The 20,573-nt window shown below is 56.1% G+C and carries 18 protein-coding genes; 11 read left to right on the plus strand and 7 right to left on the minus strand.

Features of this window, described 5'->3' with window-relative positions:
• Window positions 1-3 precede the first annotated feature (3 nt).
• From PG722_RS02300 to PG722_RS02310, 3 genes are all read left to right on the plus strand, one after another.
• A complete protein-coding gene (locus PG722_RS02300; RefSeq protein WP_188886291.1) occupies window positions 4-912 on the plus strand; it encodes an RnfABCDGE type electron transport complex subunit B in 909 nt (302 codons plus the stop codon).
• Window positions 912-1,325 (plus strand): Mini-ribonuclease 3, encoded by a 414-nt coding sequence (locus PG722_RS02305; protein WP_110435483.1) that lies wholly within the window; start codon window positions 912-914, stop codon window positions 1,323-1,325. The genes PG722_RS02300 and PG722_RS02305 overlap by 1 nt, the downstream gene beginning before the upstream one ends.
• A 900-nt stretch (window positions 1,326-2,225) precedes the next feature.
• On the plus strand, window positions 2,226-3,434 hold the full coding sequence (locus tag PG722_RS02310; RefSeq protein WP_270579532.1) for a peptidylprolyl isomerase: 1,209 nt from the start codon (window positions 2,226-2,228) through the stop codon (window positions 3,432-3,434).
• A gap of 298 nt (window positions 3,435-3,732) precedes the next feature.
• On the opposite strand, the gene PG722_RS02315 is transcribed toward PG722_RS02310, so the two are convergent.
• Complete coding sequence (locus tag PG722_RS02315; protein WP_227600051.1) at window positions 3,733-4,284, minus strand: DUF3877 family protein; 552 nt, start codon at window positions 4,282-4,284, stop codon at window positions 3,733-3,735.
• Window positions 4,285-4,508: 224 nt separating this feature from the next.
• Here PG722_RS02315 and PG722_RS02320 point away from each other — a divergent pair, with 224 nt between their 5' ends.
• The 5 genes from PG722_RS02320 to PG722_RS02340 all read left to right on the plus strand — a co-directional run bounded on the left by PG722_RS02320 (window position 4,509) and on the right by PG722_RS02340 (window position 11,730).
• Window positions 4,509-5,906: an alanine/glycine:cation symporter family protein gene (locus PG722_RS02320; RefSeq protein ID WP_270579534.1), complete on the plus strand. Its 1,398-nt coding sequence runs from the start codon at window positions 4,509-4,511 to the stop codon at window positions 5,904-5,906.
• A gap of 574 nt (window positions 5,907-6,480) precedes the next feature.
• A complete protein-coding gene (locus PG722_RS02325; RefSeq protein WP_270579536.1) occupies window positions 6,481-8,403 on the plus strand; it encodes an NAD(+) synthase in 1,923 nt (640 codons plus the stop codon).
• Window positions 8,404-8,469: 66 nt separating this feature from the next.
• A complete protein-coding gene (locus PG722_RS02330; RefSeq protein WP_118360067.1) occupies window positions 8,470-9,123 on the plus strand; it encodes a VanZ family protein in 654 nt (217 codons plus the stop codon).
• A gap of 106 nt (window positions 9,124-9,229) precedes the next feature.
• A complete protein-coding gene (locus PG722_RS02335) occupies window positions 9,230-10,066 on the plus strand; it encodes a prephenate dehydrogenase (protein ID WP_270579537.1) in 837 nt (278 codons plus the stop codon).
• A 263-nt stretch (window positions 10,067-10,329) separates the two neighbouring features.
• On the plus strand, window positions 10,330-11,730 hold the full coding sequence (locus tag PG722_RS02340; RefSeq protein WP_117488144.1) for a uracil-xanthine permease family protein: 1,401 nt from the start codon (window positions 10,330-10,332) through the stop codon (window positions 11,728-11,730).
• Between the two features lie 226 nt (window positions 11,731-11,956).
• Here the strand turns inward: PG722_RS02340 and PG722_RS02345 are convergent, their stop codons facing one another.
• On the minus strand, window positions 11,957-12,637 hold the full coding sequence (locus tag PG722_RS02345; RefSeq protein WP_270579538.1) for a nucleotidyltransferase family protein: 681 nt from the start codon (window positions 12,635-12,637) through the stop codon (window positions 11,957-11,959).
• Complete coding sequence (locus tag PG722_RS02350) at window positions 12,564-12,905, minus strand: winged helix-turn-helix domain-containing protein (protein WP_161273585.1); 342 nt, start codon at window positions 12,903-12,905, stop codon at window positions 12,564-12,566. Before PG722_RS02350 ends, PG722_RS02345 begins: the two co-directional genes overlap by 74 nt.
• Before the next feature lie 138 nt (window positions 12,906-13,043).
• Between PG722_RS02350 and PG722_RS02355 the strand changes: the two genes are divergently transcribed.
• The 3 genes from PG722_RS02355 to PG722_RS02365 are packed head-to-tail and all read left to right on the plus strand — an operon-like array spanning window position 13,044 to window position 16,585.
• On the plus strand, window positions 13,044-13,808 hold the full coding sequence (locus tag PG722_RS02355) for an FAD binding domain-containing protein (RefSeq protein WP_270579539.1): 765 nt from the start codon (window positions 13,044-13,046) through the stop codon (window positions 13,806-13,808).
• 12 nt (window positions 13,809-13,820) lie between these two features.
• Window positions 13,821-14,294: a (2Fe-2S)-binding protein gene (locus PG722_RS02360; protein ID WP_118360063.1), complete on the plus strand. Its 474-nt coding sequence runs from the start codon at window positions 13,821-13,823 to the stop codon at window positions 14,292-14,294.
• The gene (locus PG722_RS02365) at window positions 14,291-16,585 is read left to right on the plus strand and encodes a xanthine dehydrogenase family protein molybdopterin-binding subunit (protein WP_270579541.1); all 2,295 of its coding nucleotides are present in this window, start codon (window positions 14,291-14,293) and stop codon (window positions 16,583-16,585) included. The genes PG722_RS02360 and PG722_RS02365 overlap by 4 nt, the downstream gene beginning before the upstream one ends.
• A 156-nt stretch (window positions 16,586-16,741) precedes the next feature.
• Here PG722_RS02365 and PG722_RS02370 read toward each other — a convergent pair whose 3' ends face one another.
• The 4 genes from PG722_RS02370 to potA are packed head-to-tail and all read right to left on the minus strand — an operon-like array spanning window position 16,742 to window position 20,482.
• Window positions 16,742-17,779 carry an ABC transporter substrate-binding protein gene (locus PG722_RS02370; protein ID WP_270579542.1) on the minus strand — a complete coding sequence of 346 codons (1,038 nt, stop codon included), beginning with the start codon at window positions 17,777-17,779 and terminating at the stop codon, window positions 16,742-16,744.
• Window positions 17,776-18,585 (minus strand): ABC transporter permease, encoded by an 810-nt coding sequence (locus tag PG722_RS02375; RefSeq protein WP_270579544.1) that lies wholly within the window; start codon window positions 18,583-18,585, stop codon window positions 17,776-17,778. Before PG722_RS02375 ends, PG722_RS02370 begins: the two co-directional genes overlap by 4 nt.
• Window positions 18,582-19,433 carry an ABC transporter permease gene (locus PG722_RS02380; RefSeq protein WP_270579545.1) on the minus strand — a complete coding sequence of 284 codons (852 nt, stop codon included), beginning with the start codon at window positions 19,431-19,433 and terminating at the stop codon, window positions 18,582-18,584. Before PG722_RS02380 ends, PG722_RS02375 begins: the two co-directional genes overlap by 4 nt.
• The gene (potA, locus tag PG722_RS02385; protein WP_270579546.1) at window positions 19,430-20,482 is read right to left on the minus strand and encodes a spermidine/putrescine ABC transporter ATP-binding protein; all 1,053 of its coding nucleotides are present in this window, start codon (window positions 20,480-20,482) and stop codon (window positions 19,430-19,432) included. The genes PG722_RS02380 and potA overlap by 4 nt, the downstream gene beginning before the upstream one ends.
• Window positions 20,483-20,573 lie beyond the last annotated feature (91 nt).

Here is a 20,573-nt window from a genome sequence, read left to right on the forward strand (position 1 = left end):
GAAATGGATATGCAAAATGTTATTTACGCGGTAGCGGTACTGTTCATCATGGGTATCGTTTTCGCAATCCTGCTCGGCGTTGCCGCTAAGGTTTTCGCTGTAGAGGTTGACGAGCGCATCCCGCTGGTACGCGAGTGCCTGCCGGGCGCTAACTGCGGCGGCTGCGGCTTCCCGGGCTGTGACGGTCTGGCTGCTGCAATCGTAGAGGGCCGTGCGCCGGTAAACGGCTGCCCGGTCGGCGGTGCTGCTGCGGCTGAGAAGATCGCAAAGGTACTCGGCGTTGAGGTTGCTGCCGGCGACCGTCAGGTTGCACACGTTTACTGCAACGGCGGCTGCAACGCAAAGGATAAGGCAAACTACGAGGGTCTGCAGGACTGCAACGCTGCAATGCGTGTAGCAAGCGGCCCGAAGGCTTGCTCCTTTGGCTGCATGGGCCTCGGCTCCTGCGTAAAGGCCTGTGCGTTTGACGCAATCCACATTGTGGACGGCGTTGCAAAGGTTGATACCGACAAGTGTGTTGCCTGCGGCAAGTGTGTTTCCACCTGCCCGAAGAAGATCATCAACCTGGTATCCGAGGTCAAGAAGGTTCACGTTAACTGCGTGAACAAGGACAAGGGTCCGGAGGTTATGAAGGTTTGCTCCAACGGCTGTATCGGCTGCAAGATGTGCGAGAAGACCTGTAAGTTCGATGCAATTCACGTAGTAGACGGCGTTGCCAAGATCGACTACGACAAGTGCAAGAACTGCAAGATGTGCACCAAGGTTTGCCCGAAGGGCTGCATCGAGCCGGTTCCGACAGAGGAAGAGAAGGCCAAGTTCAAGGAAATGCAGGCTAAGCAGGCTGCTGCTGCCAAGGCTAAGGCTGAGGCTGCAAAGCAGGCCGCTGAAGCAAAGGCTGCTGAGGACAAGTAATGACCGATCATCTGCACCCTGTGCTGGATGACGCTGCGATCGCCCGCATGACGAGTCTTGCACTCGCCCATGTGGGCGACGCTGTTTATGAGATACTCGTGCGCACGCATCTGGCGTGCGGCGGCACTCAGACCGCGAAAAACCTGCACAGCCGTACGATCCAGCTCGTTCGTGCGTCCGCGCAGGCGGAAGCGGTAAAGCGCATTCAGCCTATGCTCGATGAAGACGAGCAGACCGTTCTGCGTCACGGACGAAACGCAAAGCCGAAATCCGTGCCGAAGTCGGCCTCCGTGGCAGAGTATGCCTACGCGACTGCACTCGAGGCGCTGTTCGGCTGGCTGTACCTCAAGGGACGCTATGAGCGTATCAATGAGCTGTTTGAGGTTATCTGTCAAGGGTTTGACGCGAAATGAACAAAGAGAACCGCGGAAGCGGTTCTCTGAGGCTGTCGAAAAACTATCGTTTTCCGAGCAGCCTCTCGCTCGAAACCACGCTTTCGAGCGAAACCGAAGAAAAACCGCGCCCTGCGGGGACATTTTTTCTTCCCTTGTATAAATTCCGAGATACACAAGGTGAATTGCCGCATAGCGGCAAGAGAGGGTGGTCTGGACCATGCTCCCGGAATTTATGAATTTGCAAAGCAAATTCGATTGAATGCGTGCTGCCGCACGAACCATAAAAATCGAATATTGCTTTTTCGACAAGCTGAGAGAACCGCGGAAGCGGTTCTCTTTTTGTTTGCAGTAATTAAGAATGGAAAATGAAGAATGGAGAATTGACCAGATGGTTTTCATTCTCCATTTTTGCATTTTACGGGTGTTTTTTCGTTAGAAAAGGTGCGCCGAGTCGGCGCACCCTACGGTATAACATTTATCATCAGATGAAATTCGCAGGTGCTGTCTGTAGCTGCCAGGCCAATGAGTTGCGCGACACGGGTATCCCCCAGGGGACCTTCTCTTGCCTTTCGGGCAATTCACCTCGTGTCGCGCCTGCGGAGAGTAAACCGCCTGTGTAGCAGTAAGCTATCTGTGAACCGCGAATATTTCACGAAAGATACGCAAGAGTAACCCGACTGCCGTTCTCCTTCTCGAAGCGGTCGCCGGTCTCCGGTCTGCGCCGGGCTAAGAAACAAAGGGAAACGGGAGTCAAGAGGGTAGAAACCGCAGGTGTCTACCCTTTTGCCCCCGCGGCGTGGTACGCCGTCCCCAGCGGGCAGCGAAATTTGTGATGTTTCTGTGTTTTCGCTTGTGCCTGTTCCGAAATAGTGTTATACTGATAGCGTTCGTAAAATACAGAAAAGGGAGCATAGTAATATGAGCAAGTTAGTGCAGCGCATCGTTGCGCTGGTCGTTATGCTGGCTGTCGTTATGAGCGCAACTGCATACGGCGCATCCACCTTTGTGGTGGATTATCAGGAGCTGAAAAGCGATGCACCGGTCGTTATGACGGTCAACGGCGAGGAAATCCACGCAGATGAGTATGCAAGCTATATGATGAGCCAGATCATCAATTATCAGCAGATGTACGCTATGTACGGTCTCTCTGAGAAGAATATGGCATCTACATTCGGCGATGCCGCAAAGGAGTCCGCAAAGCAGCAGGTCGCTCTGATCCATATCGTTAAGCAGAAGATGGATGAGCTGGGTCTGTCCCTGTCGTACAGCCAGAAGAAGAACATTGTTATGGCAAACAAGCAGAATGCGGAGCAGCTCGGCGGCGAGGACGCTTATCTGCAGCGTCTGGCTTCGATCGGCTTTGACATGGACAACTACAATAACTACCAGTATGTCAGCGCATGCGCACAGGTGCTGAAGGATTACTACTTCGGTGAGAACGGCGTAAATGTTCCGAGTGATGACGAGCTGCAGAAGTATTTCGATGACAACTACATCACTGCAAAGCACATCCTCATTCTGACTACGAATCCGTCCACCGGCGAGACCACCCGCACAGATGAGGAAGCAAAGAAGGAAGCACAGGCTGTTCTGGATCGTCTGAACAACGGCGAGGACTTTGACGCGCTGCTGACCGAGAAGAACGAGGATGCAGGCGAAGCACAGTATGCCAAGGGCTATACCTTCACCGAGGGTCAGATGGTAGACGAGTTCTACAACGCTGCCAAGGCGCTGCAGGAAGGCGAAGTTTCCGGCCTGGTCAAGAGCAAGTACGGCTACCACATCATCAAGCGCTGCGAGCTGAATCAGGATGAGTTCGAGAATATGCGCGACGCGATCATCGCAGCAGTTGCTTCCGAAAAGGGAACTGCCGGCTCGATCGACGAGATGATGCAGCAGTGGATCGACGAGGCTGACATCCAGACCACCGATGCTTACGACGAGATCACCTATGATAACACCAAGGACTATCTGCCGGCTGACGTGCAGACTGTTCTGAACAGCAATACATCGGATGATGACGGTAATGCGCAGACTGAGGACGCGCAGAGCGAAGACCAGACCTCGACCGACAGCCAGACCGCGACTGACGAGGCGCAGACGGCTACTACCGAGTCCGCTCAGTAAAACCGCAAAACAGAAAGGACGCTCAAGGAGCGTCCTTTGTCTGTCAATAAAGTCCGTTTTCACGATGCTGACGCTGCTGCGCGGCAGCGCGCATGAAATAATATTTGCGAAGCAAATATATCAAAACCGGGGGCGTGTACCTCGGTTTTGATACTTTAAGAGGGAGAAAGTTTCCGCATGGGAACTTTCGGACGACCGTGTTTTGCGAAGTCAAAACACAGATTGTCGGAAAAACTGTAGTTTTTCGACAGTCTCAGGACGCTCCTTGAGCGTCCTTTTTTCATGCTTATATGGGGATTTAGAACCCAAACGCCGCATAATCCTCCGGCGTAAAGCGGTGATAGACGGCATCACCGTCATCATCCAGCTTGATGCAGTAGCGGTAGCTGTCCGGTGTGCCGTCCTCGAAGTATACGAGGTAGTCAAACTCCTCGTTGCCCTCGAGCTTCTCGCAGTGCACTTTGTCGGAAAACTGATGGAACACCGCAAGAATATCGTCAAAGCTGACCGTCAGACCGCGCATTACCTGCAGAAATGCACGCAGAAACGCGGGATCTGGCAGCTGTTCATGCACATACTGTGTGCCTTCTGCGGAAATGTGGAAGCAGAAGCGCTTGTCATCGCGGGTGACTTGGATTGCGCCAAGTGTGTCGGCGGTGTGCGCGGAAAGGGAAGCGAGCGCATGCTCGGTGTTGTCCGCGTCCTCCTCCGGTGTGCCGAGCAGACGCGCCACGGATTCCGTGGGATAATACAGCGTGATCGGGTGGTGGTCGTAGCCAATCTTGAGCTGTGCTTCCTGAATGACGTCGGTCAGGCTCTTTTCCAGCCGTTTATAATTCACAGAGTTCATAGGGAACACCTCGATAGTTTTTAATTCGATACGATTATAGCATACGATAAGAGAACGCGCAATATCCCGTCAAATGCCGAAAAAGTGTCGAATATGCACGAATATGCTTGCATATTTTCGGAAAATTCGATATAATATAGATCTGCGACGCTTATCCGAACAAAATGGGGGTAAGCGCCTTCTCTTGTCCGAAAGAGAAGAAAAGTGAGGAAGGAATCGGATACATGGAAGTATTTGTTGCGTTAATGAACAAAATCGACAGCGGGATCTGGGGTCTGCCCATGCTGGTGCTGCTGTGCGGTACGCATATTTTTATGACGTTCCGCACGGGCTTCATCCAGCGCAAGACCTTAACCGGCATCCGCCTGTCGGTGACAAAGGACCCGGATTCGCCGGGTGACGTCAGTCAGTTTCAGGCGCTGACGACTGCACTCGCATCGACCATCGGCACGGGCAACATCATCGGTGTCGGCACGGCTATCTATCTCGGCGGACCGGGTGCCGTGCTGTGGTGCTGGCTGACCGGCGTGTTCGGCATTGCCACAAAGTACGCGGAGAGCCTGATCGCGGTCAAGTACCGCGTGCAGACCGCGGACGGCCGCATGATGGGCGGTGCGATGTACGCACTTGAGCGCGGCCTCAAGTGGAAGAAGTTCGGCAAGGTGATGGCGGTGCTGTTTGCGCTGTTCGCCATGCTCGCCTCGTTTGGCATCGGCTGCGGCACGCAGATCAACGCGATTGCCGAGGTACTGGAGACCAACCTTCCCATCAGCCTGCCGCGTATCGCAATCGGCATTGTTTTCGGCATTATCACCGCGATTATCATTATTGGCGGCATTGAATCCATTGCAGTTGTGTGCGAAAAGCTGGTGCCGCTGATGGCGCTGTTCTATGTGGTCGGCTGCATCGTTATTCTGTGCGCCAACTACGATTTTCTGCTGCCGGCTCTCAAGGCCATTTTTGTGCTGGCGTTCAAGCCGGGCGCTGTGACCGGCGGACTGGTCGGCGGCGGTATCCGTCTGGCGCTGCAGTACGGCGTGGCACGCGGCCTGTTCTCGAATGAGTCCGGTATGGGCTCGGCGCCGCTGGTTGCCAGCGCGGCGCAGACGCGCAATCCGGTGCGGCAGGCGCTCGTTTCCGCGACCGGCACCTTCTGGACGACGGTTGTCGTGTGCCTGATGACCGGTCTGGTGCTCGTCTCCTCGATGATGAAAAATCCGGCGGTCAGCGTGGCAAACATAGCAAACGGCGGTCAGATGACCACGGCGGCATTCGCACAGATTCCGTATATCGGTCCGTTGATTTTGATGATCAGCATCATTACGTTCGCGTACTCCACCATCCTCGGATGGTCGTACTACGGCGAGCGTGCCGCTGAGTATCTGCTCGGTAAAAAGGCAATTCTGCCGTATAAGGTGCTGTTTATCGCGGTCGTTGTGTGCGCACCCGTGCTTGCGCTCGACCTTGTGTGGACTATTGCGGACGTGCTGAATGCACTCATGGCCATCCCGAACCTGATCGCTGTGCTGCTGCTCTCCGGCGTGATCGCGGCAGAGACAAAGCATTATCTGAAGCATCTGGATGAAAAGGATGAGTCTGAGATTCCGGTTGTGGATCGGTAAGTAATGGAAAATGGAGAATGAAATCATTTCATTCTCCATTTTTTCGTTTTGCGATTCGTTTTCGCCCACCATATGTACGAATGAATAACATGGACAAATGCAATTCGCAGGTGCCGTCCGTAATATCCAGATAAACGAGTTGCGCGACACGGGTATGTCGCGCTTGCGTGGAGTAGCCGATATGTGTAGCAGAATGGTATCTGACACTGCGTATAGGTAGAGAAATGGGCGCACACTGTGCGCCCCTACGGTAGAAAAGCTCCTCTGCCGTTCCCCGTTTCGAAGCGGTCGCCGGTCTCTGGTCTGCGTCAGATTAAGAAATAAAGGGAAACGGGAGTCAAGAGGGTAGAAACCGTAGGTGTCTACCCTTTTGCCCCCACACCGTGGGTACGGCGAACTCCCGCCGCCCGCAGGCGGTAACTCTTCGCTCGGAAACAACATACCGCTTGCGCGCTTCGCGTACCCAGTCTTGTGGGTGCACAAGTTTTCTTCTGAGGGCATTTCCCTTGCGTAAACGCGCAAAAAGAGGTATACTAACTCTATCTGGACTATTCCACTGGAAGGAGCATCACCGATGCGAGATGGATTTATCAAAATTGCCGCGGCAACGCCTGATCTGCACGCTGCGGACTGCGCATATAATACCTCTGAGATCGTAAAGCTGGCGAAGGAGGCCGCTGCCAAAGGCGCGAAGCTCATCACGTTCCCTGAGCTGTGCCTGACCGGCTATACCTGCGGCGACCTGTTTTTGCAGGAAACGCTGCTCGAGGGCGCGATGCAGGCGCTCGAGACCGTCTGCCGCGAGACCGCAGAGCTTGCGGCTGTCATCGTAGTCGGTCTGCCGCTGCGCGTGCGTGGTAAGCTGTACAATATGGCTGCTGTCGTAAACGCCGGTGACGTGCTGGCGTTCGTGCCGAAAACCCATCTTCCGAACTACTCCGAGTTCTACGAGCAGCGCCATTTCGTATCGGCAGATGCGTTGGGTTCGATCGAGAGCGTAACGCTTACTGATACAGCCGGTGAGCCGCGCTATGTACCGATTGTGACCGACAGCATTTTTCAGTGCGATGAGCAGCCGCTGTTCACCTTCGGCGTGGAAATTTGCGAGGATCTGTGGGTGCCGAATCCGCCGTCTACTACGCTGGCGCAGATGGGCGCGCACATTATCGTCAACCTGTCTGCATCGGATGAGATCATCGGCAAGGCGGGCTATCGCCGCGACCTTGTTCGTCAGCAGTCCGGACGACTGCTGTGCGCGTACCTGTACGCGGACGCCGGCTTCGGCGAGTCCACGCAGGACCTTGTTTTCGCGGGTCACGACCTTATCGCGGAGAACGGTGCGCTGCTGGCTGAGAGCAAGATGTTCTCGCAGGGCATCATTTACGCGGATATCGACCTCCAGCGTCTGGCGCATGAGCGTCAGCGCATGAACACATTCGAGTCTATCGAGGGCAGCGTGTTCTCGTTCTCGCTCGAGCCGGTGGAGAACGACCTTGTTGACCGGACCTTCCCGCGCACGCCATTCGTTCCGGCGAACAAGGCGCTCCGCGACGAGCGCTGCGAGGAGATCCTGACGCTGCAGGCAACCGGTCTGGCGACCCGTCTGCGCCATACGCACGCCAAGACGGCAGTTGTCGGCCTGTCCGGCGGCCTGGATTCCACGCTGGCTCTCATCGTGCTCGTACATGCGTTTGATATGCTCGAACTCGACCGCAAGGGCATTCTGGCCGTCACGATGCCGTGCTTCGGCACGACCGCCCGCACCAAGGGCAACGCGGAAAAACTGGCGGAAGCCTACGGCGTTACGCTCAAGACCGTGGATATCAAGGCGGCGGTCGATCAGCATTTCATGGATATCGGTCAGTCTAAGGACGATCTTTCCGTTACCTTTGAAAACGGTCAGGCGCGCATGCGCACGCTGGTGCTGATGAACCTCGCCAACAAGAACGGCGGCATGGTTGTCGGTACGGGCGACCTGTCCGAGCTGGCGCTCGGCTGGGCGACCTACAACGGCGACCACATGAGCATGTACGGCGTTAACGGTTCAATTCCGAAAACACTGGTGCGCTACCTTGTCGCTTACGAGGCAGACCGCACCCTCGGTGAGTTGTCCGACGTGCTGCAGGATGTGCTCGATACCCCGGTATCGCCCGAGCTGCTGCCGCCGAAGGACGGCGAAATCAGCCAGAAGACCGAGGATCTGGTCGGCCCGTACGAACTGCACGACTTTTTCCTGTATTACATGCTGCGTTTCGGCTATCCGCCGCGCAAGATCTTCCGTGCCGCACACAAGACCTTCGAGGGCGTGTACGATGACGCGACCATCAAGAAGTGGCTGACGACCTTTATGCGCCGCTTCTTTACGCAGCAGTTCAAGCGCTCCTGCCTGCCGGATGGCCCGAAGGTCGGCACCGTAACGCTTTCGCCGCGCGGCGACTGGCGTATGCCGTCGGATGCAGTGTCCGCGCTGTGGCTCAGGGAAGCGGAGAGCCTATAACAGAATTTTTGACATAGGGCGGGTACTCCCGCCCTATGATATTCCAATACAAAGGAGAATCTCCTTTTGAAGAATTTAATTCGCGGCATAGCGGTACTGCTGACAGCGGTATTTCTGTGCTTCAACATCTATTATGAGTTAGCACCCGGAATCACCGTTGCACCCGAGCAGAAATTCATGTTTGCAGCGATTTTTGCGGTGCTTTTGCGTGCTGCGCTGTTCTGCGGCGTGCCGGACAATACGCGTCCGACACGGCGGCGGCTGTACATGCTGGCGCTGTTTCTGTACTACATATGGGTGCTGCTGAATGTGCTGTTTTTCGATAACGCATTCGGCCGCGGATTTGGCCATACCTCGCTCGATATGGTAAATCTGGAGCCGCTCCGCACGGTGAAAAATTACCTGTTAGCCTACGGCTACGGCAATATCTCACTGCGGCTTGTGGTGCTCAATCTGGCAGGCAACCTGATTGCGTTTGCGCCGATGGGCGTATTTCTGCCCGCACTGTTCCGCTGGCAGAGAAGCATTTTCTTTTTCACGGCGTCGCTCACGCTGAGCATTACGGCAGTGGAGGTGCTGCAGATCTACACCGGCACCGGCTCGTGCGATGTGGATGATCTCATTCTCAATCTGGCAGGTGCGCTGCTTGTGTTCGTTATCTGCCGGATTACGCCGTTGTGGCACCGGATTTGCAGTGTCAATCCAAGACCGAAGAAATGATGAAATAACAACCGGCTGCAAAGGCAGTCGGTTTTTCATTGACAAACCCTGTCTGCCGTTATAAACTTTAACTGAATAAAAAACAAAAGACAGGGGGAACCCATTCATGTTTGATACCGTACTCATCGCCGGTCTGGGCCTGATGGGCGGCTCGATGGCGAAAACCATCAAGGCGCGCACGCTCAGCCGCGTTTTGGGCTGGAACCGCACGCGTGCAACTGCAGAGCAGGCACTGGCTGACGGCTCGATTGACGCGATTGCGACCGAAGCGCTGTACAAGGAGGCTGACCTTGTTATCATCGGTCTGTACCCGCAGGCAACGGTAGACTGGCTGCTTGAGAACATGCCGAAGATGAAAAAGGGCTGCGTGATCGTGGATATGGTCGGCGTCAAGCAGTTTATGGTCGATCATCTGGAGCAGGCGGCGCTCGACGCCGGTGTGCACTACGTCGGCGGCCATCCGATGGCGGGCCGTGAGTTCTCCGGTCTGGATTTTGCCCTGTCGACCCTGTTTGACGGTGCGAGCATGATCTTTGTGCCGACAAAGAGCAGCACCGAGCGTGTGCTTGAGCGGCTGGAAGCGTACTTCATGTCGCTCGGCTTCGGTCAGACCGTGCGCTGCACGGCGCAGCAGCACGATCACATGATCGCGTTTACCTCGCAGCTGGCGCATGTGGTTTCCTCGGCGTACATCAAAAGTCCGGAGGCGGACAAGCACAACGGCTATTCGGCGGGCAGCTACAAGGATCTGACGCGTGTTGCCAAGCTGAATGAGACCATGTGGAGCGAGCTGTTCTTGTGCAACGCAGAGCCGCTCGCGGAGGAGATTGATGAGGTCATCAAGCACCTTGACGAATACCGCAAGGCCATCCGTGCAGGAGACCGCGAGGAACTGACCGTTCTGCTGAGAGACGGACGTGAGCGCAAGGAAAGACTGGGTTAATCAGAAATTCGAAGCGATACGAAAAGGGACAATGCCTGTGTGCGTTGTTCCTTTCCTTTTGCGCGGATTCGGGAAATTGTTAAGGAAACAGGTCGCAGAACGTAAATTTTTGCGCATACCTCCAAAATCCTGCGGCTGTCCGCGCAATCCATTTACATAGGAATTTGTTTTTGTTATAATTTATTTGCATGAAATCAGAAAGTGTTTTGCTAAGGGGAATGAATGGCACGGCACTTTACAGGACAACACAAAGGAGTGTGGGTATGCAAGAGAAAATTTCTATGGACGCAGCGCACGATTTTGAGGCAAAAATGCCTTTGTCGCGCAAGATTCCGCTGGGACTGCAGCACGTTTTTGCGATGTTCGTCGGCAATCTGACGCCGCTGCTCATCATCATGGGTGCGTGCGGCATTGCAGGCGGCGAGTTCGCGGACCTGCAGGTAAGCGTTCTGCAGAACGCGATGTTCGTGGCCGGCGTGGTAACGCTGGTGCAGCTGTTTTCCATCGGCCCGATCGGCGGCAAGGTGCCGATCATCATGGGTACAAGCTCGGGTTTTATCGGCGTGTTCAACAGCGTTGCGGCTACCATGGGCGGCGGTGTGATTGCGTATGGCGCGATTATGGGCGCGTCCATTCTCGGCGGCCTGTTTGAGACGGTACTTGGCTTTTTCCTCAAGCCGCTGCGCAAATTCTTTCCGGCGGTCGTTACCGGCACGGTCGTGCTGAGTATCGGTCTGTCGCTGATCTCGGTCGGCATCAATTCCTTCGGCGGCGGCAACTCTGCGAAGGATTTCGGCTCGATGGAAAATCTGCTGCTGGCGCTGTTCGTGCTGGTGGTTATTCTGGTCGTTAAGCACGGCTGCAAGGGCTTCCTTGGTTCGTCTGCGATCTTTGTCGGCATTATTGCAGGCTACATTGCGGCAATCATCATGGGTCTGGTTCTGCCGACCACCGCAGTTGACGCGGACGGTGTAGAATTCACCAAGGCATGGGTACTCAACTGGGACAAGGTAGCACAGGCCAGCTGGTTTGCCATCCCGAAGCTGATGCCGGTAAAGCCGGTGTTTGATCTGCGTGCCATCCTGCCGGTGCTGGTTATGTTTATTGTTACCGCAGTCGAGACCGTCGGCGATATTTCGGGCGTTATGGAAGGCGGCATGGGCCGTGAGGCAACCGACAAGGAGCTGTCCGGCGGTGTAGCCTGCGACGGTATCGGCTCGTCGTTTGCGGCGCTGTTCGGCGTACTGCCGAACACCTCGTTCAGCCAGAACGTAGGCCTTGTTACCATGACCAAGGTTGTCAACCGCGGTGCACTGTCCGTTGGCGCAATCTTCCTCATTTTGTGCGGCCTGATTCCGAAGCTGGGCGCGATCGTGTCCATTATGCCGCAGTCCGTGCTCGGCGGTGCGGCTGTTATGATGTTCTCGTCCATCGTGATCAGCGGTATCCAGCTGATCACCAAGGAGGAGATGACGCCGCGTAATCTGACCATCGTGTCGGTTGCTCTGGGTGTCGGCTACGGCATGGGTGCCAATATGACCATTCTGGCACAGGCGCCGCAGGCGGTTCAGCTGATTTTCGGCGGTTCCGGTATTGTACCGGCAGCGTTTGTTGCGATTCTGCTCAATATCGTGCTCCCGAAGGATAAGAAAACCGAAGCATAATTAAAAACCCCGGAAAGAAGTTCTTTCCGGGGTTTTTAATTGCGAATGGAGAATTTAGGATGGAAAATGATTGTAACGGTCAACCATTCGCCATTCCGATTGAGCGAGGCGTAAAATGATACTGTAGGGTGCGACGACCGCGGCGCACCGTGTAAACCGACTGCACAAACGTAACCGTAGGGGCGCACAAGGTGCGCCCATGTAATGCCACATCAAATGGTTGGCATTACCGATAAAATGAATCGTTTTGAAAAATCATTTTTAATTCTGCGAGAACGTCCGGTGTATCCGCGTCCATCAATTCCGCTGGATGTCGAGCAGGAAACAGCGTTACCTTTTCCGCATGCCGCTTGGCGACCGCGCCGCCGCCCCTGCCCTCGGGAAGAGAACGCAATGCCTCAAAATAATCCGCGCCGAACAGCACGGGACTGCCCGGCGTACCGCTTTGCGGTTCGCACAGGCGAAAAATCCGTGATCGTTTCCTCGGTTCCGCGCAGAATGCCGCAGCCATACCGCAGAGCGTTTTCCTCGTCAGCAGCGGCTGATCACCCGGCAGAAACACGCAGCCGGACATGGCCGGAAACCGCGGCAGCAGGTACTCCAGTCCCAGCCGCACGGTGTCGCTGCGAAAGGGAAGGGCATGGTGCAGGACGGGAATGCCGCATTCTTCACACAATGCCTGCACCTCGGTCGAGCGGGTAACGACCACGCGGTGCAACCCCTCTGTCACAGCAAACGAACGGCAGAGCAGTGGTTTTCCGTCAAATTCGGCGAGCAGCTTGTTGGAGCCAAACCGTTTTGCCAGTCCGGATGCCATGATCACACATCCGATTTCACTTTTCGTCGGGGAAAAACTGCGGGTAGAGCTGTTTTCCTGCTTGTTTGCAGGCGTCACGATACTGCTCATAGCGATAGAGAAACTCCTTTGCTTCATCGGTAAGTACGCTGCCGCCGCCGCCTTTGCCGCCGATTTTGCGCTCGGTGAGCGCAAACCCAAGCACCTGCTCGGCGTGGCGGACGAGTCCGAGCGCCTTGGTGTATGCCATCTGCATGGATTGCGCGGCGGCGCGAAGCGATCCGGTCTGCTCGATGGCATGCAGCAGACGGCACGGTCCCTCACCGAAAAAGCGCTCGCCGTCCTCATCGAACAGCGTCACGCGGATATTTGGCTGCATGGCGGCTCCTTTCCCACAACTTTTTCTTTTCCGTTGTATTTTGATATTCACAACGGCATTATAGCAGATTTTGTGGTAAAATAAAAGTAGTATACTGAAAAGATAACACATTCCCCTGAAAGAGAGAGGATATAACGTATGTTGACGATACGGGAATACAAAAAAGCCGAGTCGCTCGAGGAAGCGTATACGCTCAACCAGAAAAAGTCCAACCGCGTGATCGGCGGCATGATCTGGCTCAAAATGGAGACGCTGAATGTCGGCACGGCAATCGACCTGTCCGGTCTGGGACTGGACACTATCGAGGAGACCGACACCGAGTTCCGGATCGGTGCGATGGCCTCGCTGCGCGCGCTGGAGCTGCACGAAGGACTGGCAGCCTACACGAACGGTGCGATGCGCGAGTCTGTGCGCCATATTGTCGGCGTGCAGCTGCGCAATCTTGCGACGGTCGGCGGCAGCCTGTACAGCCGGTTCGGCTTTTCCGATGTGCTGACCATGTTCCTCGTGCTGGATGCACAGGTAGAGCTGTACAAGGGCGGCATTGTGCCGCTTTCCGAGTACGCCGAAAGACCCAAGGACCGCGATATTCTGGTGCGCATTATCGTGCCCAAGAAAAATGCGAAATTCAACTACCAGTCCGTGCGCATCAGCCAGACCGACATTCCGGTGCTGACCTGCGCGTCTGTTAAGGATGAGAACGGCTATCGGTTCGCCATCGGTGCTCGTCCGGCGCGCGCACAGATTTATGCACAGCCTGTGGATAAAACGGCGGAGCAGATGGCAGAAGTCGTTCGGGCGGAAATTAAGACCGGCAGCAGTCTGCGCGGCAGTGCGGAGTACCGCAGACACCTCGCGGGTGTGCTGGTGCGCCGTGCGGCACAGGCGCTCGATGCAGAGTAAGGGGGAACGGATATGCTGATCACAATGACATTGAATGGAAAGAAAGTAGCAGACGATGTGGCGGCGGACACGCTGCTCATCGACTTTGTGCGGGGGCATGGCTGCCTGAGCGTCAAGCGCGGCTGTGAGACTGCGAACTGCGGTCTGTGCACCGTATTTATGGACGAAAAGCCGGTGCTGTCCTGCTCGGTGCTGGCAGCGCGTGCAAGCGGACATACGATCACGACCTTGGAGGGCTTGCAGGGCGAAGCCGCCGAATTCGGCGCGTTCATCGCGGATCAGGGTGCGGAGCAGTGCGGCTTCTGCAATCCCGGCTTTATGATGAACGCGATCGCGCTGTTCCGCGAAAAGCAGGACCCGACCGATGAGGAGATCAAGGAATATCTGGCGGGCAACCTGTGCCGCTGCTCGGGGTATGAGGGACAGCTGCGCGGTATCCGCGCATATCTCGACTGGAAAAAGCAGAGAGAGGAGGACGCACAGTGAAGGTAGTCAATCAGCCGCTCCGTAAAAAGGATGCAATGCAGCTTGTGACCGGTCAGCCGGTGTATGTGGACGATGTAACGCCGCGCGACTGCCTGTGCGTCAAGCTGCTGCGCTCGCCGCACGCGAACGCCATCGTCAAGTCTATCAACAAGACCGCCGCGATGAAAGTCCCCGGCATGGAGGCCATCTTCACCTGGGAGGACGTAGACCAGAACGGCCGCCGCTATACGCAGGCCGGTCAGACTTATCCGGAGGCCAGTCCGTATGACCGCCTTGTTATCGACCGTCATGTGCGCTTTGTCGGTGATGTGGTTGCCATCCTTGCAGGTGCGGACGAAAAATGCGTTGATAAGGCGATGAAGCTGGTCAAGGTGGAGTACGAGGTGCTCGATCCGGTGCTCGATTTCCACACGGCAAAGGACAATCCGGTGCTCGTGCATCCGGAGGACAACTGGGAGAGCCTTGCGCCGGTCGGCGCGGACAACAGGCGCAACCTGTGCGCGCACGACGAGTGCGGCAACGGCGATATCGATGCGGTCCTCGCGGACTGCGATGTTGTTATCGACCGCGTGTACCACACGCAGGCATGCCAGCAGGCAATGATGGAAACCTTCCGCACCTACTGCGAGATCGACACCTACGGCCGTCTGCACATCATCAGCTCGACCCAGATCGTGTTCCATACCCGCCGTATTGTGGCGAACGCACTGCATATTCCGAAAAGCAAGGTGCGTGTCACCAAGCCGCGCATCGGCGGCGGCTTCGGCGCCAAGCAGACCGCGGTCAGCGCGGTGTATCCGGCGTTTGTCACCTGGATGACGAAAAAGCCGTCCAAGATCATCTTCAGCCGCGTGGAGAGCCAGATTGCATCTTCGCCGCGCCACGAGATGGAAATGCACGTCCGTCTGGGCGCAAACAAGGACGGCATCGTGCGCGGCATCGACCTGCACACGCTGTCCAACACCGGCGCGTATGGCGAACACGGCCCGACAACGGTCGGTCTGTCCGGTCATAAGTCGATTCCGCTGTACGGCAAGGCCGAGGCGTTCCGCTTTACGAGTGACGTTGTGTACACCAATCACATGTCGGCGGGCGCGTACCGCGGCTATGGTGCGACGCAGGGCCTGTTCGCGGTGGAGAGCGCGGTAAACGAGCTGGCGAACATCCTCGGCATGGACCCGTTCAAAATCCGTGAGATGAATATTACGCACGAGGGTGAGATTATGCCCGCGTACTATGGTCAGCTGAACACAAGCTGTGCGCTCGATCGCTGTCTGGCGCGCGTGCATGACATGATCGACTGGGATAACAAGTATCCGTGCCGGGACATGGGCAACGGCAAGATTCGTGCGGTCGGCATGGGCATGGCGATGCAGGGCTCGGGCATCACGAGCATGGACGTCGGCAGTGCGACGCTCAAGGTCAACGATGAGGGCTTTTACACGCTGCTCATCGGCGCGGCTGACATGGGCACCGGCTGTGATACCACGCTTGCGCAGATTGCGGCAGAGGTGCTTGAGTGTCCGCTTGACAACATTACCACGCTGAGTGCGGACACCGACTGGTCGCCGTATGATTCCGGCTCGTATGCCTCGAGTACAATCTATGTCACCGGCAAGGCGACCGAGAAGTGCGCGCTCGAGCTGCGCGGCAAAATCTGTGCGCTCGGTGCAAAGCTGCTCGGCTGCGACAAGGCGCAGGTCAGCTTTGACGGAAAGGAAGTCCGCGTAGAGGAAGGCGAAAATGCAGGCAAGACCATTAACCTGAGTGATATTGCGACGGCTTCCATGAACGGCAACAGCATCGAGCTGCAGGCAACGGTTACGCATTCGTCCGAGATTTCGCCTCCGCCGTATATGGTCGGTGCGGCTGAAATCGAGGTGGATACCGAAACCGGCGAGGTAACCCTGCTGGATTACGCTGCGGCAGTGGACTGCGGTACGCCCATCAATCCGAACCTGACGCGCGTGCAGGCCGAGGGCGGCATTGCGCAGGGCATCGGCATGACGCTGACTGAGAGCGTCACCTATGATGACCGCGGCTATCCGATGGAGAATTCGCTTTTCCAGTATAAGATTCCCGCACGCGTGGACATCGGCAAGATCCGCGTGGAGTTCGAGAACAGCTACGAGGGCGAAGGCCCGTTCGGTGCGAAATCCATCGGCGAGGTTGTTATCAACACACCGCTGCCGGCGATTTCGGATGCAATCCGAAATGCCGTAGGCAAGCGGTTCTATGAACTTCCCATCACGCCGGAAAAGATTGCGATGGCAGCGATGGAGCAAAAGTAAGTGCAAAAAAGAACGTATCCGATGGGATACGTTCTTTTTCTTTGCCGCAGATGTCAAAATCTGTAGGGCGCGACGACTCGGCGCGCCGTTGTAACGGGTTGCAGATGGTTTACACGGCGTGCCGAGGTCGTCACGCCCTACGGCAAACACATTAAATCACGTTAAAATATCAACCCAAAGGTCGTTGTAATACTGGTTGATTTCCGTCGGCAGATTGGTATACGCCTCAGTCGGATACTGCGTAATATCCGGGAAATACAGCGGGTCGCTGGTGATTTCCTCGTCCAGTTCGTTATAGACCTCGGTCTGCGGACTGGAATAGCCGATGTACTCCCAGTTTGCCATCGCCGCCTCGGTCGAGCACATGAAGTTGATGAACTTCTCCGCGCCCGAAACGTTCTTCGCGTTCTTCGGGATGCACATGGCATCGACAAACAGGTTGGTGCCTTCCTTCGGAACGTAGAATGCGAGATCGGGATTTTCGTCGATCATCGTGACGGCATCGCCATTATAGTACGGTGCGGCCACAATTTCCTCACTCGGCAGCTTTTCGAGAATCTGGTCCATCCAGATGCCCTGATATACCGGCTTGCCGGCGATAATGAGGTCGGCTGCCTGCCGAAGCTCAGCCTTATCGGTGGTATTGAGGGAGCAGTCAAGATACATCAGCGCAATGCCGAGCGCATCGCGCGAGTTGTTGAACATCGCGGTGCGATTGGTGTATTTGGGATTCCACAGCAAATCCCACGAGCCAATATCCGCTTTATCAACGTACTTGGTGTTGTACACGATGCCGACCACGCCCCAGGTGTAGGGAACGGAATACTTCTGCTCGGGATCGAAGTCCAGATGGGTGTATTTCTCGTCGATCAGCTTCATATTCGGAATATGATCGTAGTTGAGCGGCTGGAGCATATCCTCGTCGATAAAGCGCGAAATCGCGTAGTCGGACGGGATAATGACGTCGTAGCTCGTGGTCTGGATGCGCGAATACAGGTTTTCGTTGGAATCAAAGGTGTTGTAGATAACCTTGATGCCGGTTTCCTCTTCGAACCGGTCGATAAGGTCGGTGTCGATGTACTCACCCCAGTTATACACGTTGAGCACCTCTGCCGAGGAGGCATTGCCGCAGCCGGAGAGCAGCCCGGCGCACATTGCGCCGCACAGCAGCAGGGAAAGCATACGTTTTTTCACGGCTGCATCGCTCCTTTCCGGCGGGCGGCTTCGCGGCGCTTCTCGTCGCGGGACTGACGCACATTGATGACGATGAGCAGCGCCAGCACGATCAAAAACAGAATGGTCGAGATGGCGTTGATTTTTGGTGTCATGCGGTGGCGGGTCATCGAGTAGATCACGACCGACAGCGGCTGACTGGTCGTGCCGGCGGTAAAGTAGGACACCACGAAATCGTCGATTGACATAGTGAACGCCATGATAGCGCCCGTGACGATGCCCGGCATGATCTCGGGCAGGATGACCTTGTGGAGCGCCTGATGCGGCGTTGCGCCGAGGTCGAGCGCGGCCTCATAGGCGTTCTTGTCCAGCTGGCGCAGCTTGGGCATGACATTGAGCACGACATACGGTGTGCAGAACGTAACGTGTGCGAGGATAAGGGTCAGGTAGCCCTTGTCCAGACCGATGGCGGCAAACAGCAGCATGAACGTCACGCCCATGATGGTATCCGAGGAGGACATCGGGATGTTGTTGACGGTCAGGTAAGCCGCCTTGGCTCTGCGGCCCATGTTGTGGATGCCGATGGCGGCAATCGTGCCGAGCACGGTTGCAATCGCGGCAGCGGCAACAGCTACGAGCAGCGTGACATACAGTGAATGGAGAATGTCCGCATCGCGGAACAGCTCGACATACCAGCGGGTGGTAAAGCCGTTCCACAGGCGGCGCGACTTGGAAGCGTTGAACGAAAAAATCATCAGCACAACGATAGGCGCGTACAGGAACAGGAAGATCAGCAGCAGATAGAAGTTCTTGAAAAACTTTTTCACAGCAGCAGACCTCCTTCCTCGGAGGAGCCGTCATCGAACTTGTTCATGATCCACATGCAGATGAAGATGAGAATGATCATCACGAGCGCGATAGCCGAGCCGAGATGCGGGTTGTACGCACCGCCCATGAACTGAAGGTCGATCAGGTCGCCGACGAGCAGATTCTTGCCGCTGCCGAGCATCTGCGAGATAACGAACGTGGACACGGACGGCACGAACACCATCGTGATGCCCGAGATAACGCCGGGAATACTCAGCGGGAAGATAACGCGGCGGAACACCAGATGGGTCGGCGCGCCGAGATCCTGTGCGGCTTCGATCAGCTTGCGGTCGAGCTTGATGAGAACGGTGTAGATCGGCAGCACCATGAACGGCAGGAAATTGTATACCATGCCGAGCACGATTGCGCCCTGCGTGTTGATGAGCGGGATATAATCCAGCGAATAGCCGAAATGGCTTTGCAGGAACGAGATAAGCCCGATGGAGCGGAAAAACTGGTTGATAAAGCCGTTGTTTTCCAGGATGGACATCCATGCGTAGGTGCGGAGCAGGAAGTTTATCCACATCGGGAGCATAATCAGCATCATGCACAGGCTTTGGCGGCTGGCGGACAGGCGGCTCATCAGATACGCCATCGGGTAGCCGAGCGCAAGGCATACCGCCGTTGACAGGAACGCCAGCCAGAACGACCGTCCGAAAATCGGCAGGAAGCCGGGCAGATAGCTGAAATTATGCAGGGTGAAGCCGCCGTCTGCGTTAAGGAACGCATAGACAACGACCATGAGTATGGGCGCGAGGATGAACACCGCCAGCCACACGCCGTAGGGATAGGCAAAGGATTTTTTCACGCTTGCGCCTCCGCACTCTTGTGCATGATGTGGATGTCAAACGGAATGACGGACAGACCGACCGTCTTGCCGACCGACTCTGCCATGGTGGAATGCACCATAAAGGTGAAGAACTGGGTGCGAACCATCATCTCGTAGTGTACGCCCTTGAATACGATGGACTCAACAACGCCCTGCAGCAGACCGTCACCGGCATAAACGATTTTAAAATCCTCCGGACGGATAACGACATCGACCGGCGCATTCCGGCCGAAGCCCTTGTCCACGCACTCGAAGGTGCGGCCGCAGAACTCGACCTTGCAGTCCTCGAGCATCACGCCGTCAATGATATTGGATTCGCCGATGAAATCCGCGACAAAGGCGTTGACCGGCTCGTTGTAGATATCGGTCGGGCTGCCGACCTGCTGGATAACGCCGTGGTTCATGACAACCACGCGGTCGCTCATGGTGAGCGCCTCTTCCTGGTCGTGGGTGACGTAGATAAAGGTGATGCCGGTACGCTGCTGAATGCGCTTCAGCTCGATCTGCATGTCCTTGCGCAGCTTGAGGTCGAGGGCGCCGAGCGGCTCGTCGAGCAGCAGCACACGCGGCTCGCACACCAGTGCACGCGCGATGGCGACACGCTGCTGCTGACCGCCGGAAAGACTGGTCACATCGCGGTTTTCAAAGCCGCGCAGGCCGACCAGCTCGAGCATTTCGGTGGTCTTGCGCTTGATATCTGCGCGGTCCAGCTTTTTGATGTGCAGACCGAACGCGATATTTTCCGCTACATTCAGGTGCGGGAACAGCGCATAGCGCTGGAATACGGTGTTGATCTCGCGCTGATACGGCGGAACATCGTTCAGGCGCTTGCCGTCGAAGAACACATCGCCGGAATCCGGCTGCTCAAAGCCGCCGATGATGCGCAGTGTGGTCGTTTTGCCGCAGCCGGACGGACCGAGCAGGGTCACAAACTCGCGGCGCTTGATGGACAGCGAAATGCCGCGCAGCACAGGCGTTCCGTCAAATTCTTTTTTCAGGTTTTGCAGATCGACCAGATTTTGATTCAATCCTCATCACTCTCCCCAAACAGGTAGCAGCCCCAAACCGAGCGGGTCAGGCTCGGTTTGGGGGCGCGCTATATATTGTAGCAAATAAATT

It is taken from the genome of Butyricicoccus sp. OF27-2pH9A, from assembly GCF_027693185.1.
Lineage (GTDB): Bacteria > Bacillota > Clostridia > Oscillospirales > Butyricicoccaceae > Agathobaculum > Agathobaculum butyriciproducens.

Excerpts from the sequence above, each read along its gene's own strand:
- PG722_RS02300 (WP_188886291.1), top strand. The coding sequence starts at position 4 with ATGGATATGCAAAATGTTATTTACGCGGTAGCGGTACTGTTCATCATG.
- PG722_RS02305 (WP_110435483.1), top strand. The coding sequence starts at position 912 with ATGACCGATCATCTGCACCCTGTGCTGGATGACGCTGCGATCGCCCGC.
- PG722_RS02310 (WP_270579532.1), top strand. The coding sequence starts at position 2,226 with ATGAGCAAGTTAGTGCAGCGCATCGTTGCGCTGGTCGTTATGCTGGCT.
- PG722_RS02315 (WP_227600051.1), bottom strand. The coding sequence starts at position 4,284 with ATGAACTCTGTGAATTATAAACGGCTGGAAAAGAGCCTGACCGACGTC.
- PG722_RS02320 (WP_270579534.1), top strand. The coding sequence starts at position 4,509 with ATGGAAGTATTTGTTGCGTTAATGAACAAAATCGACAGCGGGATCTGG.
- PG722_RS02325 (WP_270579536.1), top strand. The coding sequence starts at position 6,481 with ATGCGAGATGGATTTATCAAAATTGCCGCGGCAACGCCTGATCTGCAC.
- PG722_RS02335 (WP_270579537.1), top strand. The coding sequence starts at position 9,230 with ATGTTTGATACCGTACTCATCGCCGGTCTGGGCCTGATGGGCGGCTCG.
- PG722_RS02340 (WP_117488144.1), top strand. The coding sequence starts at position 10,330 with ATGCAAGAGAAAATTTCTATGGACGCAGCGCACGATTTTGAGGCAAAA.
- PG722_RS02345 (WP_270579538.1), bottom strand. The coding sequence starts at position 12,637 with ATGAGCAGTATCGTGACGCCTGCAAACAAGCAGGAAAACAGCTCTACC.
- PG722_RS02350 (WP_161273585.1), bottom strand. The coding sequence starts at position 12,905 with ATGCAGCCAAATATCCGCGTGACGCTGTTCGATGAGGACGGCGAGCGC.
- PG722_RS02355 (WP_270579539.1), top strand. The coding sequence starts at position 13,044 with ATGTTGACGATACGGGAATACAAAAAAGCCGAGTCGCTCGAGGAAGCG.
- PG722_RS02360 (WP_118360063.1), top strand. The coding sequence starts at position 13,821 with ATGCTGATCACAATGACATTGAATGGAAAGAAAGTAGCAGACGATGTG.